The organism is Pseudomonas sp. RG1 (genome assembly GCF_025910115.1).
Taxonomy (GTDB): domain Bacteria; phylum Pseudomonadota; class Gammaproteobacteria; order Pseudomonadales; family Pseudomonadaceae; genus Aquipseudomonas; species Aquipseudomonas atacamensis.
In genome coordinates this window covers 1-18,359 of the sequence record NZ_JAPCIK010000002.1, presented here as the reverse complement: position 1 = coordinate 18,359, position 18,359 = coordinate 1, and the positions used below count along the sequence as shown (strand labels likewise).

Here is an 18,359-nt window from a genome sequence, read left to right as displayed (position 1 = left end):
CAATGTTTTACGTGCAACGCGATGCGCAGGGCCAGTTGATTCGCGTGGAAGCTGCGGCGTACGCCGAGGCCACGGAAACGCTGCCCGCCGATAACCATGAAATTCAGGCGTGGTACGCCAACGAAGCCGTGGAAAACAGCCTCAAACAGCTCAAGCAGAGCGACTTTGAAATGATTCGGGTACTCGACGACCTGATCCAGGTGCTGACCCAGAAAGGCGTGATCCGCGTCACCGACCTGCCAGCGGCGGCCCAGGCCAAACTGATGGACCGTACCCAGGCACGTGAAGCGCTGGGCGGGTTGAGCCAGTTGATCGATGAGGATGAGGGCGGGTTGATCTGATCCTCCCAAGATCCAAAGCTTACCCTCACCCCAGCCCTCTCCTGGAGGGAGAGGGGGCCGATCGAGGTGTCTTGCGCTATCCATCGACCTGAGAGATCGAGTCGATTTTGGATTCAGTGGAGCTCTTGCACGTCGGCGTATCTCGTAAATATCCCACGGCCAGTCCCCTCTCCCTCTGGGAGAGGGTTAGGGTGAGGGCGCTTCTTGGCTCACCCCCAAGGCTTCGGTTCACCGAGCAACTGCCCCTGCACGCCATACAAGCCCATCTCGCGAATCACTGACAGCTCCCCTTCAGTCTCGACCCGTTCGGCAATCAGCGGCAGATCGATGCTGTGCGCCGCGCGCTGGATCGCTTCGATGAACAGGCGCTTGTCGCTCTCCTGATCGATCGCGCGGATGTAGCTGCCATCGATCTTCAAATACGCCAGGCCCAACCGCGCCAGGTTGCCGATCATGCTAAAGCGTCCGCCGAAGCGCTGCAGGCTCAGCGAGAAGCCCAGCTCGCGCAGGCGTCGGGTCAACTGCTCCAGCACCGCTTGTTCAGGCAGTTGCTCCTCGCCGATCTCCAGAGTCAGGCGTGCGCCGAGATTGGAATGCGCGCGCAGAATCTCGAAGATTTTGTTCAGCGCCTGCGGGTCGGCCAGCGTTGCCGAGGACAGGTTCAGCGCCAGCGAATCCTCGTGCCCCTTCATCTGCTCGAGCACGCGTTCGAGCATCAGCCGATCGAGCCGCGCGGTCCAGCCGAAGCGCTCCAGCCACGGCAGAAAGCGCCCGGCGGGAATGGTCTGGCCCTGCTCGTCGAGCAAGCGCGACAGGACCTTGTAATGCAGCACCAGTTGCGTGTCCTGCGCAGCGACCACCGGTTGGAAATACAACTCGAAACGCTGCTGACTCAAGGCCTGATCCAGCAGTCGATGCCAGGCGTGGTGATCATCGCCGACCTCCGCCACCAGACTCTGATCGATGCACGCCCAATTCTGCTCGCCCTGCCCTTCGGCCTGCGCGAGTGCCTGATCGCCCAGTGTCAGCACCGCTTGCGGGGAGTCGCCGTGAGCGAAGGGCGCCAGCCCGATCGAAGCCACCGCCGGCACATCGGTCGCGCCGGTGGCATGCAGGCTGCTCAAGGCATTGTCGAGATTCTGCGCCAGCTGCAACGCTTCCTCGCGCACCAGCCCCGGCGCCAGCACGGCGAATTCACCGCCGCGAATACGCGTGACCAAGTCCTGGGTTTGTGGATATCTGGCGCACTCGCGGGTCAGTTGCTCACCGACGGCCTTGAGCAATTGGTCAGTACGCTGGCCGCCGAGACGCTGGTTGAGACCGGCCAGGTCCTTGACCCGCAACAGCAGCAGATAACCGGAACTGGCCTGCTCCGGGTTGCTCACGCGGTTGTTCAATTGCATCTCGAAATAGCGGCGATTGGCCAGGCCGGTGAGGTTGTCCTGATAGGACTCGGTACGCAGTTTTTCACTGCGCTCGGCCTGCTCCTGGAACAGCGTCTTGAGCTTCTCGACCATCTGATTCATTGCCTGCACCACGCGACGCAATTCAGGCGTGCGCGGCAGATCCGGCAGGCTGAGAAACTCGCGGCGGGCAATCGCATGGGACTGCTGGACCATGTAATCGAGGGGCTTCAACTGCCGACGCAGCAACAGCGCGCCGAGCACCGCACTCAATGCGCCGCAGATCAGCAACCAGCCAAGGCTGCCCAGTGCGCTCTGCCATAGCTTGGCCACGGCGAACATCGGATGGCTGACCACCTCGACCCGCGCCGCCTGCTCCCAGCCACGGCTGACCAGCGCATCGCCACCGGCCGGCTCGAGGCCGATCAGTTTGACGAACCAGTCCGGCACATTGCTCACCGCCGGGGCACCGCTGCGCTCGACAATGGTCTGCTCGGTCTTCACGTCGACCACGCGGATGCTCGCGTAATAACCGCTGTCGAAAATCGAACTGACCAGCAGCTCGACCATCGCCGGGTCGTCGATATTCGGCGTCAGCGACAATGCCAGCGCCGTCGCCGCGTCCTGTGCGTGGGAGCGCAACTGATTGACGTACTGGGTGCGCGAGCTCTCCAGGCTGACCATGAAGCTGCCGGTGAAGGCCACGACCAGGAACAGACAGATAGCGATCAACAGCTGTTTGAACAAAGACATCTGAGCGCGTGCTCCTAGTTAGTCGTCTCGACCGGAAAACCTTCGGCCTGCATTTTTTTCAGCACATCCTGCCAGCGCGACAGGCGTTTGGTGTCGCCGACCTTTTTATTACCCTTGGCGCCGGGCAGATACAGACCTTCGGCATTGAAAGAGTAGACCGGCAGCAAATCGGTCCGCTGCGACGCCGGCTGGATCGGATCGATCAGGCTGTCGAGCACCAGCGGCATGGCATCGGGGGTCGCATAGTACGTCAACACCATGTGCGCGCGGTTCTGGCGCAGCGCCTTGACGTAGGTGATGCGCAGCTTGTCACTGGAAACGCCGAGATGGCGCAGGCTGAAATACTTGGCGATGGCGTAGTCTTCGCAGTCACCGGCGCCCTTCCACAGGGCTTCGATCGGGGTTTCCCAATAATCCACTTCGCGCCACAGATCGATGTCTTCGACGTAACGCACCTGCTTGTTGAAGAACAGGTTCACCACCTTGAGCTTGTCCATCTCACTGACCTGCTTCTGCGTGGCCAGCAGATTCTGCCAGGCATCGATGCGCTGCTGCCCCGCGCCCAGTGGCCCATAGAGAGCAGTGGCCTTGCGGCTGATCGCGGAAAAATCCCAATCGGCGTGCAGACCGCCCAGCATGACGCCGGCCAGCAGCAATGCGCAGCCAAGCCAGCGCAAGGTCCGAGGGATCGCGAAACGTACCGCCACTGCAGGTTTCCAGAAGGACAGAAAGGAAGCGTTTGATGGTGAAGCTTAGCCCGGCAAAAAACAATGGCACCGTGAGATCATCGAAGACGCGCTAGACTTGAGATTGCCGCGCAACGTTTTACAAGGTTTGACAACCTGTAGAGCAATCACTAGTGTCATTTGGATCCAAATATTGCGACCTACAGGGTGTGTTGTCGTGACTCAGAAGCCCAAACCGCTGCACAGCATCAAAGTCGAAGGACCGATTCCTGCGCATCTGGCCCGGTCGGTGATCGAAGAAACTCTGCGCTCGGCCATTCTCGATGGCCGCCTGCCCTGTGGCACTGCACTGCGCCAGCAGGATCTGGCCGATCTGTTCGGGGTCAGCCGCATGCCGGTGCGCGAAGCCTTGCGCCAGCTCGAAGCGCAGGAGCTGCTTAGCGTCACTACGCACAAAGGCGCCGTGGTCGCCCCGCTGATCCAGGGCGATGCCGCTGAAACCTACGAGTTGCGCATTCTGCTCGAATCCGAGGCATTGCGGCAGTCCATTCCGCTGCTGACTGAGGCCGAGCATCAACTCGCCGCCGGCTACATCGACGAACTGGAAGCGCAGCACGACTACAACGAAATCGGCCGCCTCAACCGTCTCTTCCACATGGCCCTGTACAGCAAGGCGCCCAACCAGCGACTGCTGCGCCTGGTGGAGGACGGGCTGAACGAAGAGGAACGTTTTCTGCGGTTCAATCTGGAAGCGATGGGCTTGGGCAAGCTGTCCCAGGATGACCACCGCGCCATGCTTCAGGCCGTAATCGAGCGGGACATACCGCGCTCGCTCGCAATGCTGGAGCAGCACCTCAACCGTGGCGTTGAGGTGATCACCCGCTACCTGGCGACTCCCGCCGCACAGAAGCGTCACACCGCACGCTGATATCTCGTACGTCGAATAATCCCCTTACAAATCTTCGCGACCGCTCTGCTGCCGGCTCTGGCAGCGGATCGGCGTGCCCGCTGGTGCCCGCCCCGGCCCTGCCGACGCATTTCTGCTGCCCGCCGATGACCAATCGGTAATAGCCGTGACGGCAATTTACCCGCACTCTTCCAGCGCCACCCCTACAGAACGGGGACGCGCCGCCCTGACGGCACAGTCCCCGCAACAGGAACCTACGGAAGGAGCCTTGTCACGGGAAACAGGAAGTCATGGCGCCGGTCCCGGCCAACTTTCGCCCCTTTGAATTAAATCAATCCCCTTGTTTAAAAGTTGCTTCGAGTGAGGCATTCACTCTTGTTATCGATTTTGGCCGTTATTAGCCGAAAGGAGTAACTACGCCCTAATAAAACTTGATCTGAAAGTTTTATCGGTAACTCTCATATTCAAAAAAACAACCAACTTAAAATAATTGAAAATAAACTTGTTAAATGCATTTGCCCTGTATTAGTTTTTCTCTCGCCAGGTTTGAACGTCGCCGTTCAGCGCGGCATACCTCACGTAACAACCGCAGCACCCGTGGCGCCGCAACGGCGCCACAGCGCAATCAATATTTGCCCGACCAACTTGCTATCCAACTTGCTCGACCGCTTACAGCAACTGAAAAGAACCGTGCACTTCATATCAATGATAAAGGACATCATGATGCCCACTAAGCAGCAACTCGCCCTGAAGAAAGCCGAACTGAGTATTCACCCGATCTTTTCCGAGATTACTTCGTTATCGGTATTACGTCGTTTCATGGAAACCCATGTATTTGCCGTATGGGACTTCATGTCGCTGACCAAGCGCCTGCAACAGGAACTGACCTGCACGCGTTTACCCTGGTTGCCGCCGCGCGATCCCCACGCGGCGCGGTTGATCAACGAGATCGTGCTGGGCGAGGAATCGGACGATCGCCTCGATGCCGGCCACTACAGCCACTTCGAGTTGTACTTGGATGCGATGCGCGAAGTCGGCGCGAGCACCACGGCGGTAGAGCGCTTTGTCGCCCTGCAGCAGGAAGGCGTGAGTTATGACGTCGCGTTGCAGAGCGTCGACGTCGACCCGGCGGCCGCGCAGTTTGTCCGCGATACCTTGCGCATTGCCCTGGAGGCGCCGGGACACAGCGTTGCCGCCGCGTTCCTGCATGGTCGCGAGAGCGTCATTCCGACAATGTTCCAGCGCATCCTCGATGACTGGGGCATCGGCATCGAACAGGCACCGACTTTCCGTTACTACCTGCAACGGCATATCGAAGTCGATTCCGAAGATCACGGCCCCGCCGCCGAGCAGTTGCTGGAGCGTCTGGTGGACGGCGATCCGCAGCGCGCAGCCGAGGTTTACGCCAGCGCCATCGCCGCCGTGGAAAGCCGCATCGCCTTGTGGGACGGGCTGCGCCTGAGCATGGGCGTGGAAGTTGCCGAGGTAGCCCAATGAACGCTGCCGACTATCAATCCTTCGCCGAGGCCTGGGAAAGCCGCGCGACCATCCGCACCCGTCCACGGCGGCTGCTGGAAGACGATCAGCGCCTGATCTACCCGCTCAGCCGCCAGCCGCTGGTGCTCAGCGAAACCTTCCTGCGTGAATGCCCACAGCAACGTGATTTCGCCCTGGTGCAGACGTTGTACAAATTCATCAACGACGTAGTGATTTTCGAGACGGAAATCGTCGACAAGACCGCCCGCAGCATTGCCAAGAATCGCTTCGCCGTGGCGTTCCCGTTCGCCTGTCGTTACGACGCGATGACCGTGGTGGTCGATGAGGATTACCACGCGCTGGTGGCCATGGATTTCATGCAGCAAACGGTGGCACTGACCGGTATCGAACCGATTCCGTTGCCCGACGAAATCGAATTGAGCCGGGCGATTCCCGCCGCCGTTGCGCTGGCTCCGGACCACCTGCGCAGCGCGGTGGAACTGATCTGCGTGGCGATCGCCGAAAACACCGTGACCGGCGATGTCGCGGCGTTCGCCCGCGACGATTCGGTCAAGCCGTCGATCAAGGGCCTGATGGCCGACCACTTGCTCGACGAGGGTCGCCACTCGAGTTTCTGGGCGCGGATGGTGCGCATCTATTGGCACACCGCCAGCGACACGGACCGCGAAACCATCGCGCAGATTCTCCCGGTGTTCATCGGCCATTACCTGACCAACGACATCCAGAAGTCCTTCGATTTGCGCCTGATCGATGCGCTGCCGGTCAGCGAAACCACGCGCCATTCACTGCGCGAAGAAATTGCCGGATTGGCCTTCCCGATCAATCGCCACCACCCGCTGGTGGGCAACATCGTCAGGTTTTTCCACAACAGCTCGCTGCTCGACACACCGTGCGTGCAGCACGCCCTGCGCGACTATCTGGTTTGAGGAGACCGACATGAAACGTCTCGACATTTTGCTCACCGGCGCCGGCCAGGCCATGACCGACCTGGCCCGGGAACTCGAACAGCATGGCCATGCTGTGACCCGCAGCGGCGTGGCTCAAACGGCGGTGGATCTGATCATCGACGATGGTTTTATCGCTGCCGGCGACTTCTGCGCCATCCCGCATCTGCACCTGCGCCTGGGTGTCGCCGCGCAAGAGCATGGCGGCCTGCCGACCCTCGACTTGCTGTGCTTTCTCGGCTCGTCGCTGATCAGCCGTGTGCCGATCGGCGATGAGCCGTCCGGCAACGGTCAGTCGCTACGCCAACGAGCGCTCGCCCATGTGGTCGACGAAGTGGCGTTGCTGGTCAGCCGCTTTTCCCGCGATGCCGATTATTTGAGGCATGCCCCGGCCCTCAAAGCGCCCGATTTCGAACGCCTGGAAGATCTGCTGTTTCTCGACAAACTGGCGTATGTCCACCGTCTCAACGACACGGCAAATCCGGCGCTGCTGCAACAAGCGCAGATCCCGCTGATCGAGCGCCTGCGACAAAGCCTGATCGAACATGCCGAACGACCGGCGCTGCACCTCGGCGGACAGTCCATCAGCTACCGCCAATTGCACGCCCACAGCCGGGCGATCCAGCAGCGGTTGCTGCCCTTGCTTGAGCAATATCCGCAGCCGTGGGTGGTCGCTGTCTGCCAAGGCAAAAGCCCGGCACTATTCGCCTCGATTCTGGCGATTCTCGGCAGCGGCGCGGTGTACTTGCCGCTGGAGCCGAGCCATCCCTTGCAGCGCCAGCAATACATCCTGGAAAACGCCGGCGCGGTGCTGTTGCTTCACGATGGACAGCAGGCGCTCAGCGAATCGATAGCGGGGCTGGATGTCAGTGGCATCGAAGCGCCGAACGCCGATCTCGACCGGCCGCTGATGCAGCACCGCCCGGAACTTGATGCGCCGTGCATGGCGCTCTACACCTCGGGTACCACCGGGCATCCGAAAGGCGTGCTGCTCAGCCAGGCCAATCTCGCCCATTTCACCGCGTGGTACGCCGACTACGTGCAGCTGCACGCCGAGAGTCGGGTGTTGCAGTTCTCTTCGCTGAGCTTCGATTCTTCGCTGATCGACATCTTCCCAAGCCTGCTCGCAGGGGCGGAACTGGTCGTGCCCGACGACACACAGCGCCGCGATCCTTTGCAGCTGATTGCGCTGATTCGCCGGCAGCAACTGACCCACGCCTTCCTGCCACCGGCGCTGTTGAGCATCCTGCCGCTGGAACAACTGGAGGGCGTTCAGGTGATGACCGGCGGTGATGTCTGCGAGCCGTACGTCATCGAGCAACTGACCCGTCAAGGCACCCTGCACAACCTGTATGGCCCGACCGAAGCCACCGTGCTGATCACCGCGCGCCAGCTCAAACCGGGCGACAGCAACCGCACGCTGGGAGGGCCGATCGCCAACAGTCGAGTGCTGATTCTCGACGACGATCTGCAACCGGTGCCCGATCAAACCGTCGGTGAGCTGTTCATCGTCGGCCCCGGTGTCTGCCTCGGTTACCTGAACAATCCGCAGCAGACCGCCGAGCGTTATCTGAGCCTGTCATTGCCCGGCGGTGAGACCCTGCGCGCCTACCGCAGCGGCGACATGGCCAAGTGGGGCGAGCACGGTATCGAGCTGTGCGGGCGGCGCGACAATCAGGTGAAAATCCGTGGCTTTCGCGTCGAGCCGGAAGAGATCGAGCGCTGCCTGCGCGAGAGCCGCTTGTATCGGCAGATCGCTGTGGTCATCGACAGTCAGCGGCGCATTCTGGCGTTCCTCGCCCAGCCACAGACCGAGACTGCCCGGGACGAACTGAAAGCCCACGCCCGGCAGTTTCTGCCGGACTACATGCAACCGGGAGCGTGGACCGAACTGGCGCAGATGCCATTCGCCAGTAACGGCAAAGTCGATCGCAAGGCGCTGTTGGCATTGCCGGTGACGGTCCAGGACAGCGCTGCGAAATGCCTGCCGGCCAATGCTGACGAAGCGCTGCTTCTTGAGGTCTGGGCCGAATTGCTGGAGCTGCCGACCAGCGACATTTCCACTGACGAAAGCTTCTTCAATCTCGGTGGTCATTCGATTCTGCTGTCGCGGATGTTGCTGCGCTTGCGTGAGGAATTCGGCCGAAGCATTTCGATCAATCGCTTCATCGAACTGCCCACGATCAGCAAACTGGCGACGCTGGTGCGCGGTACCGATGACAGCGCGGTACTCAGCGCTCAGGCCATGGCCGACGCCGAGCGCGCGCTGGATATCGAGCCGCTGCCGATCAGCCGCATGGGCGATGTGCACAAGGTCATCGTCACCGGTGCCAACAGTTTTGTCGGCGTGCACATCGTCGAAGCGCTGCTCGGTTGGGGCGCCAGCGAAGTGGCCTGTCTGGTCCGCGACGGCGCCGGGCAAACGGCGGCGCAACGCTTCGCTCAGGCACTGCGCGAGAACCGGCTGGAGCACCTCGACCTGAGCCGTGTGCGGGTTTATGCAGCTGATATCAGCCGTCCGCAACTGGGCCTAGGCGATGAGGATTATCAGCGCCTGGATCGCGAGTTCGGCGCACTGGTGCACAACGCCGCGAACGTCAACCACGTGCTCGATTACGAGTCCCTGGCGGCGGATAACGTCGAGCCGATCTTCGCCCTGCTGAAGCTGTGCGAAGGGCAGCGCAAAAAGGTCTTCAACTTCGTCTCGACCCTGTCGGCATCCAGCACCGTGGATGACGCCGGTCGAGTGCTGGAACTACCCGCCGCCGCGACGCCGCCGATCTACATTCGCAACGGCTACAACCTGTCGAAGTGGGTCGGCGAACGCATCCTCGAACGGGCGCGCGAGCGTGGTGTTCGGGTCAATCTGTATCGCCCCGGCAACATCAGTTTCAACAGCCTCAGCGGCGTTTGCCAGCCGCATAAAAACCGTTTGATGCTGATGCTCAAAGGCTCGATCCAGCTCGGACAGGTGCCGGCCTTCGCGCTGAATTTCGACCTGATGCCGGTGGACTTTCTCGCCCGCTTCATCGCCTTCCATGCCAGCCGTTATTCAGCGGATCGCGCGGTGTTCAATCTGCACAACCCCGAGCCGCTGAGCTGGGATGCCTACGTCGCTTCGTTCCGCGAAACCGGCAGCGAATTTTCGCTGGTCAGCGTCGCCGATTGGCAACAGCAACTGAACCGGGTCGACGCCGACAACGCGCTGTTCGGCGTGCTCGGTTTCTACCTCAACGGCTTCGAAGAAGACATCGGCGACATCTCCCTGATCGGTCACGCCAACGCCGAGGCCGGCGTGCGGCAGATGGGCGCGCACTACCCACAGAAATCCCCGGCGCTGCTGCGTCGCGGCTGCGACTACCTGAAAGAAATCAACTTCATCTGACTCATCCACAAGGAGTAACACCATGAGCAATCTGCAACCCGACACCCTGATCAAAAACCCGCAAGGCTGCCACGTTGTGTCGTCGGTGGAAGTGCCGGGGGATGCGGCACAAGTCTGGGCGATCGTTGGCGATTTCGCTGGCTTCGAACGATTCATTCCAGCGCTGTCGCACACCGAAATGACCGGCGAAGGCGTGTCTTCGCTGCGCAAGAAAGTCTTCAAGGACGGCAACGTCGTGGTCGAACAACTCAACTCGCGCGATGAACAGGCGCGGCGCATGACCTGGACGACGATCTACAACACGTTGGGGGTGGGGAATCTGTGGGCGGCGATGCAAGTGGAATCGCTGAGCGCAGGGAAGTCGCGAGCGACCTGGACGATCATTGCCGAACCGGCTGCGGGTGGGGATGAAGCATTGCCGGGGTTCAGGGATTTCGTGCAGGGGTTTGCCGATGATGCGATGGGCAATGTGCTGAAGCTGTTTGTTTAAGGCATCGGTTTGGCGGTGATTGAACCGCCGCTTTCGCGAGCAGGCTCGCTCCCACATTTGGAATGCATTTCCCTGTGGGAGCGAGCCTGCTCGCGAAGAACGATAACGCGGTCTGCGATCTGTGAATCAGATCTTGAAACTGTCGACCAACTGCTTCAACCGGTTCGCCTGCTGCGACAACGCATCACAATCCTTCAACGTTTCGTTGAGGTTGGCCACGCTCTGCTGGTTCAACAGGTTGATCTGATTGACGTCGACGTTCAGCGTTTCCACCACCGCCGTCTGCTCTTCAGTCGCAGCTGCAACCGATTGGTTCATACCGTCGATTTCGCCGATGCGCTGGGTCACGCTGACCAGACGCAGACCGGCCTGATTCGCCACTTCCACGCTTTGCTCGCTGGACGCCTGACTGGCGTTCATCGTGCTCACCGCTTCGCGCGAGCCGACCTGCAGCGAGGTGATCATCTTGTGGATCTCTTCCGCCGATTCCTGGGTGCGATGCGCGAGGTTACGCACCTCATCGGCAACCACGGCAAAACCGCGCCCGGCTTCACCGGCACGCGCGGCTTCGATAGCAGCGTTGAGCGCCAGCAGGTTGGTCTGCTGCGAGATGCCTTTAATCACATCGAGGATGTGGCCGATGTTGTCGGTGCTGGCATTCAAGGTTTCGATCTGCGTGCATGACAGGCTGATCTTCTGCGACAACTCGGTCATCGCCTGAATGGTCTGCTCGACCACCTGACGACCGTCGTCGGCCTGCTCGGAAGCGCCACTGGCGTGCTGCGAAGCATCCGCCGCGTTGCGCGCGATCTCTTGAGTGGCGGCGCCTAGCTGATTGATCGCCGCCGCGACGCTGTTGGTGCGCGCACTTTGCTCGTCGGAACCGACGATCGAAGCGTTGGACGACGCCATCACCCGTTGCGACAGGTCATGTACGTGACGGGTCGCCGACGACACTTCGGAAATCGATGCGTGAATCCGTTCAACGAACTGGTTGAACGCGCTGCCCAGTTCACCGAACTCGTCTTTGCTCTCGACCACCAGACGCCGGGTCAGATCGCCCTCGCCCTGGGCGATGTCTTTCATCGCGCGGCCCATGGTGGTCAGCGGACGCATCAACACGTTGATCAACAGGCTCAACAGTAACGCAATCGCCGCGACCGCGACAAACATGGCGATCAACGCCGAGGTGCGGAATTGGCTGAGTGCGGCGTAGGCCTTGTCGCGATCGATCGACAGACCGATGTACCACTGCGCATTCGGCAGATCGCTGACCGGGGTGAACGAGAGAATGCGTTCCTGGCCGTTGAGCACGACGTTCTGGTTGCCCTTCTCGATGCGCACGCTGGTGTTCGGGTAGATGTCCTTGAGGTTTTTCATTACCTGATCTTTGTCCGGGCTGACGATCACCTGACCGTCGGCACTGACCAGAAACGCATGGCCGAGGCCACCGAAGTCCACCGAGTTGATGATCTTCACCAGGGTTTCCAGGCTCAGGTCACCACCGACCACACCGAGCAATTCACCGTCCTTCTTCACCGGCATGGCGATGGTCACCACCAGGCCACCGACGGCCGCCATGTAAGGCGGTGTCAGCATGGTTTTGTCGGCGGCCACGGCCTGCTTGTACCAAGGGCGCTGACGCGGATCGTAACCGTCCGGCATCTTCGCATCGGGACGCTGAGTGAAGACACCGTTGGCCTGCCCGACATAAGTGAACTGAAAGTTCGACGTGAAGGCCGGTTGATCGACAAGACCCGGCAAGTCGGCATTCCGGCCTTGATGGGCAACGTTCTGCGCGAGGTTTTCCAGCACCAGAATGCGCCCGCTCATCCAGTTCTGCACGCTGCTGGCGGTGAGGTCACCGGCCTGTTGCACGGAAGACTGCAGGTTCTGGCGAATGGTGTTTCGCTGCAGATAATCGTTGTAGAGCGTGAACAACGCGAACGCCAGGACCACGACGCCCGAAGCGGCCAGGAGGATTTTATGGCTGAACTTGAGATTCATTTCATGGGACTTCTTATGCCAAAAGTGGGGATGCGTTTCCGGATGCAACATTCCATGTACGGCGCAGGCAGCGTTCTTCTGGCCGCTCTACTTTGGTGCACGCATTTCTCACCAGTCTGTCGGCCAGCGTCGGAGAAATCTTAGGGGCGCGTGAGAAATGGGCGGGTTTTGGACAGGATTCCCGCCGAACGGCGTGCCAGAGCGGCTGCAAGGGAGTTTTCCGCATCGACATAGGGGCGACAGTTGCAAAATCTGTCACCCTTGATGACAATGCGACTAATTATCATTTGTGGCGTTCGGGCTGGCGTGGTCATGTCTTCACCTGAGTTGGTCGTACAGGCGCTTTACGGTAGTCATCACGGCTGGCTCAACGCTTGGCTGCGCGCGCGGCTGGGCAACGCAGCGGATGCAGCGGATCTGGCTCAGGACACTTTCCTGCGCCTGCTGCAACGCACCGAACGCCTCGAACTGAAAGCGCCCCGAGCTTTCCTGCGAACCATCGCGCGCGGTCTGGTGATCGATCATTGGCGCCGCGAGGAAATCGAGCGGGCCTATCTGGAGACCATTGCTCACTTGCCTGAAGGCGAAGTACCTGACGCCGAATCGCGCGCGTTGGTGCTGGAACTGCTGGAAAGCATTGCGCGCATGCTCGAAGGACTGAAGCCGAAAGTGCGTCAGGCGTTTCTCCTGGCGCAGTGCGAAGGTTTGACTCACAAACAGATCGCCGAGCAGTTGGGCGTATCGGTACGTTCTGTGGAACGCTACGTCGCCGATGCGCTGTATCACTGCTATGTGTTGCGGTATGAAAGCTGATGCCTGTGGATAACCTCTCACTCGCTCGCCGCGTCGAACCGCGCCAACAGGTGGTCAAGCAAGCGATTCACTGGCTGCTGCGGCTGCGCAACAACCACGGCAATTCGCGGCTGACTCGCCAATGCGAGCAGTGGCGCGCCGAGCATCACGAACATGAAATCGCTTGGCAGCGGGTGCAGTCGCTGCAAGCCGAATTGAGCTCCAGTCTGCGCGCCGTGCCGGGTGCGCAGGTCGCTTTCAACACCTTGGAAAACAGTGCGCAGGGGCTGGGCCGACGCCAGGCCTTGAAGTTGTTGTCGGGCGCGCTGTTGATGGGCTCCGCCGCGTGGCTGGCCAAGGACAGCGCCGCTTGGCAGCAATGGAGTGCCGACTACGCGACGGCGACCGGCGAACGGCGCGGTTTCCAGTTGCCCGACGGCACGCGCATCGAACTCAACACCGCCAGCGCCGTAGATCTGGATTACACCGCGCAGCAGCGCCTGATCAAACTGACCCGTGGCGAGATCATCGTTACCTGCGGCGGCTCTGACGAGGGCGCGGCGGCCGATCGACCGCTGCGCATACAGAATCGCCACGGCAGTTATGCGCCGGTCGATGCGCGTTTCATTTTGCGTCAGGAAGAACAGTGCACGCGGCTCAGCGTTACCCGTGGCCGAGTGTTGGTTCGCGCTGGCGGTCATTCCCTCGAAGCACTCGCCGGGCAGAGTTTTCTGGTCGACCAAAGCGGTTTGCGCGCAGCGCCGACGCTGGATATGGATGCGGGCGCCTGGCTCGACGGTTTGATTGTCACGCGCAATATGCGGCTGGGCGACTTCCTCGCTGAAGTCGGCCGTTATCGCCCGGGTTATCTCCATTGTTCGGCGGATATCGCAGACCTGCGCCTCTCTGGAGTGTTTCGTCTGGAGGACACCGACAGGCTGCTGGCGATTCTGCCGCAGACGTTGCCGGTGCAACTGCGCTATCGCACCCGCTGGTGGGTGACCCTTGAGCATGCGGTGTGAAATTTTTTTGGCGGGTTTTTCCAGGCAGTCCGGCTTAGTCAGTAAGCACTTCAAATCAGCCCTCGCGACTGCCTACGGAAATCCACAATGACTGTCCGCGCCACTTGTAAGAACCCTCTGAATTTCACTGCAGAATCGACACTACTGCGCCATGCGGTTCGGGCGGCACTGCTGACCACCGCGCTGGGCGTCAGCGTATTACCGAGCCTGAGTCTGGCCGCCAACACCGGCACCGAGATCAGCCACCGCTACAACATTGCTGCCGGGCCATTGGGCGAGGCGTTGAATCAGTTTGCCCGGCAGGCCGGCATCACCTTGGCGATGACGCCGCAACAGACTCAAGGTCAGCAATCTCCCGGCGTGCAGGGTGAATATTCGACCGACCAGGCCTTGAGCCATTTGCTTGGCGGCTCAGGGCTGGAAGCAGTCAGCCAGGACGGCAGCAGTTACATCCTGCGTCCACTGGCTGAAAGCGAAGCACTGGCCTTGCCGACCACCGACATCAAAGGTTTCGCCCTCGGCAACGCGCTGGGCAGCATGGCCGGCTACAACGCCACGCACAGCCAGATCGCCACCAAGACCAGTACCGCCCTGCTGGAAACTTCGCAAAGCGTGTCCGTGGTCACACGCGAGCAAATGGATGACCAAGGCTCGCAGACCGTCTCGCAAGCGATGCGCTACACCCCGGGTGTGCTGACCAACCCGTATGGCGCTACGCACCGTTACGACTACGTGGCGATGCGCGGTTTCAACGACGGCTCGGTGGACAACATCTACCTCGACGGCCTCAAGTCGATGGGCGACAGCGGCACTTACAGCACCATGCAGGTCGATCCGTATTTCCTTGAGCGTGTGGACATTCTCAAAGGCCCGTCGTCCGTGCTGTACGGCCGTAGCTCGCCTGGCGGTCTGGTCGCGCTGACCAGCAAAAAGCCGTTGTATGAGGCCTACCATCAGGTGCAGGCGACAGTGGGGACGCAAGGCCAGCGTGGGGTTGGGTTTGACTTCAGCGGTCCGGTCGATGACGACAAGCGCATTGCCTATCGTCTGACCGGATTGAGCGATCAGTCCGACACGCAATTCGACCATAACAAGGAAAAACGCTTCGCCCTTGCGCCGACGCTGAGCATCGATTTCAGCGAAGACACCTCGCTGACTCTGCAAGCCTATCTGCAGCACGATCCGGACGGCGGCTATCACGGCGGCGTTCCGGCGGACGGCACGATCCATCAGCGCAATGGCGAGCGCATCTCGCCGCGCTTCTTCGAGGGCGAACCGGGGATCGACGGCTACTCTCGTGACCAGCAGTCGTTCGGCTATCAGTTCGAACATCGCTTCAACGATGTCTTCACAGCGCGGCAGAACTTCCGCTATCTCGATTCCAAAGTGAACATGGATCAGGTCTACGCCTATGGCTGGACCACCCCGACCAGCAATGAACTGAACCGCTATTACACCGGCGGTGATGAGCGCCTGCATGCGTTCATCGTCGACAACATGTTGCAGGCCGAATTCTTCACCGGCGCGACCAAGCACACGGTGCTGATGGGCACGGATTATCAACGGCGCAAAACCGTGGTCGACTGGACCAGCGGTGGGCTCGCGCCGATCAATGCGTTCAATCCGGTGTATGGCAATTCGGCGATCGAAATGTACGGCGACACCAGCTATTTGCGTCGTCTGGAGCAGACCGGTGTGTATCTGCAAGACCTGATCGAGATGGACAAGTGGCGCTTCTCGCTGGGCCTGCGTCAGGACTGGGTCGAGACATCCGATGAAAACCGCATCGCCGAAGCGGGGCGCCCGGTGGGTACAGAGATCAATGATCGGCGCACGAAACTCACTGGGCGTGCCGGCGCTTTATACCTGTTTGATAACGGTCTGGCGCCATACATCAGCTACTCCGAGTCGTTTAACCCGAACTCCTATGCCGACAGCGCCGGTAATCCACTCCCCCCTACCGATGGCACACAGTGGGAAGTCGGTTTGAAGTATCAGCCGCCGGGCACCGATAACCTGTTCACCGCCTCGCTGTTCCGCATCGACCAGGAAAACCTCGCGACCAAACTGCCGCAGGAAAACTTCTATCGCGCGGTCGGTGCCGTACGCTCGCAAGGTCTGGAGCTGGAAGCGCATATGCTACTGACCGATAACTTCAAAGTACTGGGCAGTTACACCTTCACTGATATCGAGTATTCCAAATCGATGATCAGCACCTTGAGCACGCCGACCGATGTCATCGAGAACAAGGGCAACTCGCCAACTCAAGCGCCGCGCCACATGGCCTCGCTGTGGGCTGACTACAAGTTCGACAGCGCCGCACTTGATGGGCTGCGCCTGGGTGGTGGGGTGCGCTATGTCGGCTACAGCTGGGCCGATGCGGAGAACACGATGAAGGTGCCGTCTTACACGCTGTTCGATGCCTCGATTGGTTATGACCTGGGCAAGATTGGTTTGAAGGGTGTTGATGTTCGGCTCAACGCGAACAACCTGACCAATGAATCCTATGTCGCGTCCTGCGCCAGTCTGAACTTCTGTTACATGGGCGAAGAACGCAACGTAGCGGCGACCGTCAGCTATCAGTTCTAAAGCTATGTCCTGTGCGTAAAAAAGCCAGCCCCTGCTATCAGGGGCTGGCTTTGTCGTTTCTTCGGGGTGTTTTGTATGCGTGCGTTTCTGGTTTTGTTGCATCGGTACATTGGCTTGGCCACTGCGGTGTTTTTATTGTTGGCCGGGCTGACCGGCAGTGTGCTGGCGTTCAATCACGAACTGGACGAGTGGCTGAATCCGCAGTTTTACGAGGGGACGTCAGTGGGTGAGCGCTTGTCGCCGGGCGCGTTGGTAGATGCAGTGCAGAGTGCACATCCGAAACTGCAAGTCTGGTACATGGAGTATCCCCATGAGACGGGGCATACGGCGCTACTGGCGGCCGTTCCCCGTAAGGATCCGGCGACGGGCCAGACGTTTGATGAGCGCAATCAGGTGTTCTATCTGGACCCGGTCAGCGCGGAGCAAAAAGGCGCACGCTACTGGGGTGAATGCTGTTTTCAGCGGGAGAACTTCATCCCGTTCATTCTGGAGTTTCACTACAACCTGACATTACCGGGTAACTGGGGATTGCTGTTAATGGGTGGGGTGGCCATCGCGTGGGTGATCGACTGCTTTGTCGCATTGTGGCTGACCTTGCCGCGTGGCAAGCCATTCTGGAAGAAGTGGGCTACTGCGTGGAAGGTCAAAGGCGGGCATGCCTACCGCTTGAACTTCGATCTGCATCGCGCTGGCGGATTGTGGTTGTGGCTACTGCTCTTACCGATCGCCGTTAGTAGCGTGGCGATAAATTTGCCGAGCCAGGTATTCAAGCCTGCGGTTTCGTTGTTTTCGCCCATCGAGCCGAGCGTATATGAAGCCAGAGGACGAATGCCCGCCGATCAACTGGGGACGACACAGTTGAGTTATCAACAGGCGTACGAAAGGGCATTGCAGGAAGGGGAACGATTAGGACTGACGGCGGCGATCGGCGAGTTGTATTACAGCTTTGAGTACAACTTCTACGGCGCAGGATTTGGACAGCACGATACGGACGCACATGGAAAATCCTGGTTGTTCTTTCACGGTACCGATGGCCGATTATTGGGACAGGAGATCGCGGGACAGGGCACGCTCGGAGAGCAGTTCTATCGACTCCAGTTGCCGATACATGGGGGACGGATCATCGGGGTGACAGGGCAGGTAATGATCGCGGTACTGGGTGTGTTGATTGCGGGGTTATCAGGGACGGGGGTTTATATCTGGTGGCGCAAGTGGCAGGCAAGACGCAACAGCAAGACTCGCAGAACGGCATGATCTTTCGTACACGCTTAAATGACAAAACCCCTGTCTGCGTTAGCAGACAGGGGTTTCGGAATTCAATCTTGACGATGACCTACTCTCACATGGGGAAACCCCACACTACCATCGGCGATACATCGTTTCACTGCTGAGTTCGGGATGGGATCAGGTGGTTCCAATGTTCTATGGTCGTCAAGAAATTCTTTATCTGGCCCGTCAACACGGTAACAAGCCAGCAAAAACAGGAACTTCTACTAAAACAAAACCCCAACTGCTTTCGCAATTGGGGTTTCGGAATTTAATC

The 18,359-nt window shown here is 59.9% G+C and carries 13 protein-coding genes, 1 rRNA gene and 1 pseudogene; 10 read left to right on the top strand and 5 right to left on the bottom strand.

The window, feature by feature from the left end; all coding sequences use genetic code 11:
* Nucleotides 1-2: 2 nt before the first annotated feature.
* The gene (locus tag OK411_RS01860) at nt 3-341 is read left to right on the top strand and encodes a hypothetical protein (RefSeq protein ID WP_016772279.1); all 339 of its coding nucleotides are present in this window, start codon (nt 3-5) and stop codon (nt 339-341) included.
* A gap of 209 nt (nt 342-550) precedes the next feature.
* Here the strand turns inward: OK411_RS01860 and lapD are convergent, their stop codons facing one another.
* Both lapD and lapG read right to left on the bottom strand, forming a co-directional pair.
* Nucleotides 551-2,497, bottom strand: a complete 1,947-nt coding sequence (gene lapD, locus OK411_RS01855; protein WP_136494197.1) for a cyclic di-GMP receptor LapD — start codon at nt 2,495-2,497, stop codon at nt 551-553.
* A 14-nt stretch (nt 2,498-2,511) separates the two neighbouring features.
* Entirely contained in the window at nt 2,512-3,204 is a 693-nt protein-coding gene (gene lapG / locus OK411_RS01850) for a cysteine protease LapG (RefSeq protein ID WP_024011112.1), read from the bottom strand.
* A gap of 196 nt (nt 3,205-3,400) precedes the next feature.
* On the opposite strand from lapG, the gene OK411_RS01845 reads away from it, so the two are divergent.
* The 5 genes from OK411_RS01845 (at nt 3,401) to OK411_RS01825 (ending at nt 10,406) form a co-directional block, all read left to right on the top strand.
* On the top strand, nt 3,401-4,111 hold the full coding sequence (locus OK411_RS01845; protein ID WP_016772282.1) for a GntR family transcriptional regulator: 711 nt from the start codon (nt 3,401-3,403) through the stop codon (nt 4,109-4,111).
* A gap of 699 nt (nt 4,112-4,810) precedes the next feature.
* Nucleotides 4,811-5,587, top strand: a complete 777-nt coding sequence (locus OK411_RS01840; RefSeq protein ID WP_041479717.1) for a DUF3050 domain-containing protein — start codon at nt 4,811-4,813, stop codon at nt 5,585-5,587.
* On the top strand, nt 5,584-6,513 hold the full coding sequence (locus OK411_RS01835) for a diiron oxygenase (protein ID WP_217879110.1): 930 nt from the start codon (nt 5,584-5,586) through the stop codon (nt 6,511-6,513). Before OK411_RS01840 ends, OK411_RS01835 begins: the two co-directional genes overlap by 4 nt.
* Before the next feature lie 10 nt (nt 6,514-6,523).
* Nucleotides 6,524-9,916 carry a non-ribosomal peptide synthetase gene (locus tag OK411_RS01830; RefSeq protein WP_264364323.1) on the top strand — a complete coding sequence of 1,131 codons (3,393 nt, stop codon included), beginning with the start codon at nt 6,524-6,526 and terminating at the stop codon, nt 9,914-9,916.
* A gap of 22 nt (nt 9,917-9,938) precedes the next feature.
* Entirely contained in the window at nt 9,939-10,406 is a 468-nt protein-coding gene (locus OK411_RS01825) for an SRPBCC family protein (protein WP_130899331.1), read from the top strand.
* Nucleotides 10,407-10,532: 126 nt separating this feature from the next.
* On the opposite strand, the gene OK411_RS27065 is transcribed toward OK411_RS01825, so the two are convergent.
* A complete protein-coding gene (locus tag OK411_RS27065) occupies nt 10,533-11,318 on the bottom strand; it encodes a methyl-accepting chemotaxis protein (RefSeq protein ID WP_370593577.1) in 786 nt (261 codons plus the stop codon).
* Nucleotides 11,319-11,387: 69 nt separating this feature from the next.
* A pseudogene (locus OK411_RS27060) lies at nt 11,388-12,413 on the bottom strand (cache domain-containing protein); the annotation flags it as partial.
* Nucleotides 12,414-12,725: 312 nt separating this feature from the next.
* Between OK411_RS27060 and OK411_RS01815 the strand changes: the two are divergent.
* The 4 genes from OK411_RS01815 (at nt 12,726) to OK411_RS01800 (ending at nt 18,070) form a co-directional block, all read left to right on the top strand.
* Nucleotides 12,726-13,226: a sigma-70 family RNA polymerase sigma factor gene (locus OK411_RS01815; RefSeq protein ID WP_041479723.1), complete on the top strand. Its 501-nt coding sequence runs from the start codon at nt 12,726-12,728 to the stop codon at nt 13,224-13,226.
* Entirely contained in the window at nt 13,226-14,227 is a 1,002-nt protein-coding gene (locus OK411_RS01810) for a FecR domain-containing protein (protein WP_024011105.1), read from the top strand. The genes OK411_RS01815 and OK411_RS01810 overlap by 1 nt, the downstream gene beginning before the upstream one ends.
* A gap of 87 nt (nt 14,228-14,314) precedes the next feature.
* Complete coding sequence (locus OK411_RS01805) at nt 14,315-16,816, top strand: TonB-dependent siderophore receptor (protein WP_264364322.1); 2,502 nt, start codon at nt 14,315-14,317, stop codon at nt 16,814-16,816.
* Between the two features lie 75 nt (nt 16,817-16,891).
* Nucleotides 16,892-18,070, top strand: coding sequence for a PepSY-associated TM helix domain-containing protein (locus OK411_RS01800; protein ID WP_264364321.1), 1,179 nt, complete (start codon nt 16,892-16,894; stop codon nt 18,068-18,070).
* A gap of 66 nt (nt 18,071-18,136) precedes the next feature.
* Here the strand turns inward: OK411_RS01800 and rrf are convergent.
* Nucleotides 18,137-18,252 (bottom strand): 5S ribosomal RNA (gene rrf, locus OK411_RS01795).
* Nucleotides 18,253-18,359: the final 107 nt, after the last annotated feature.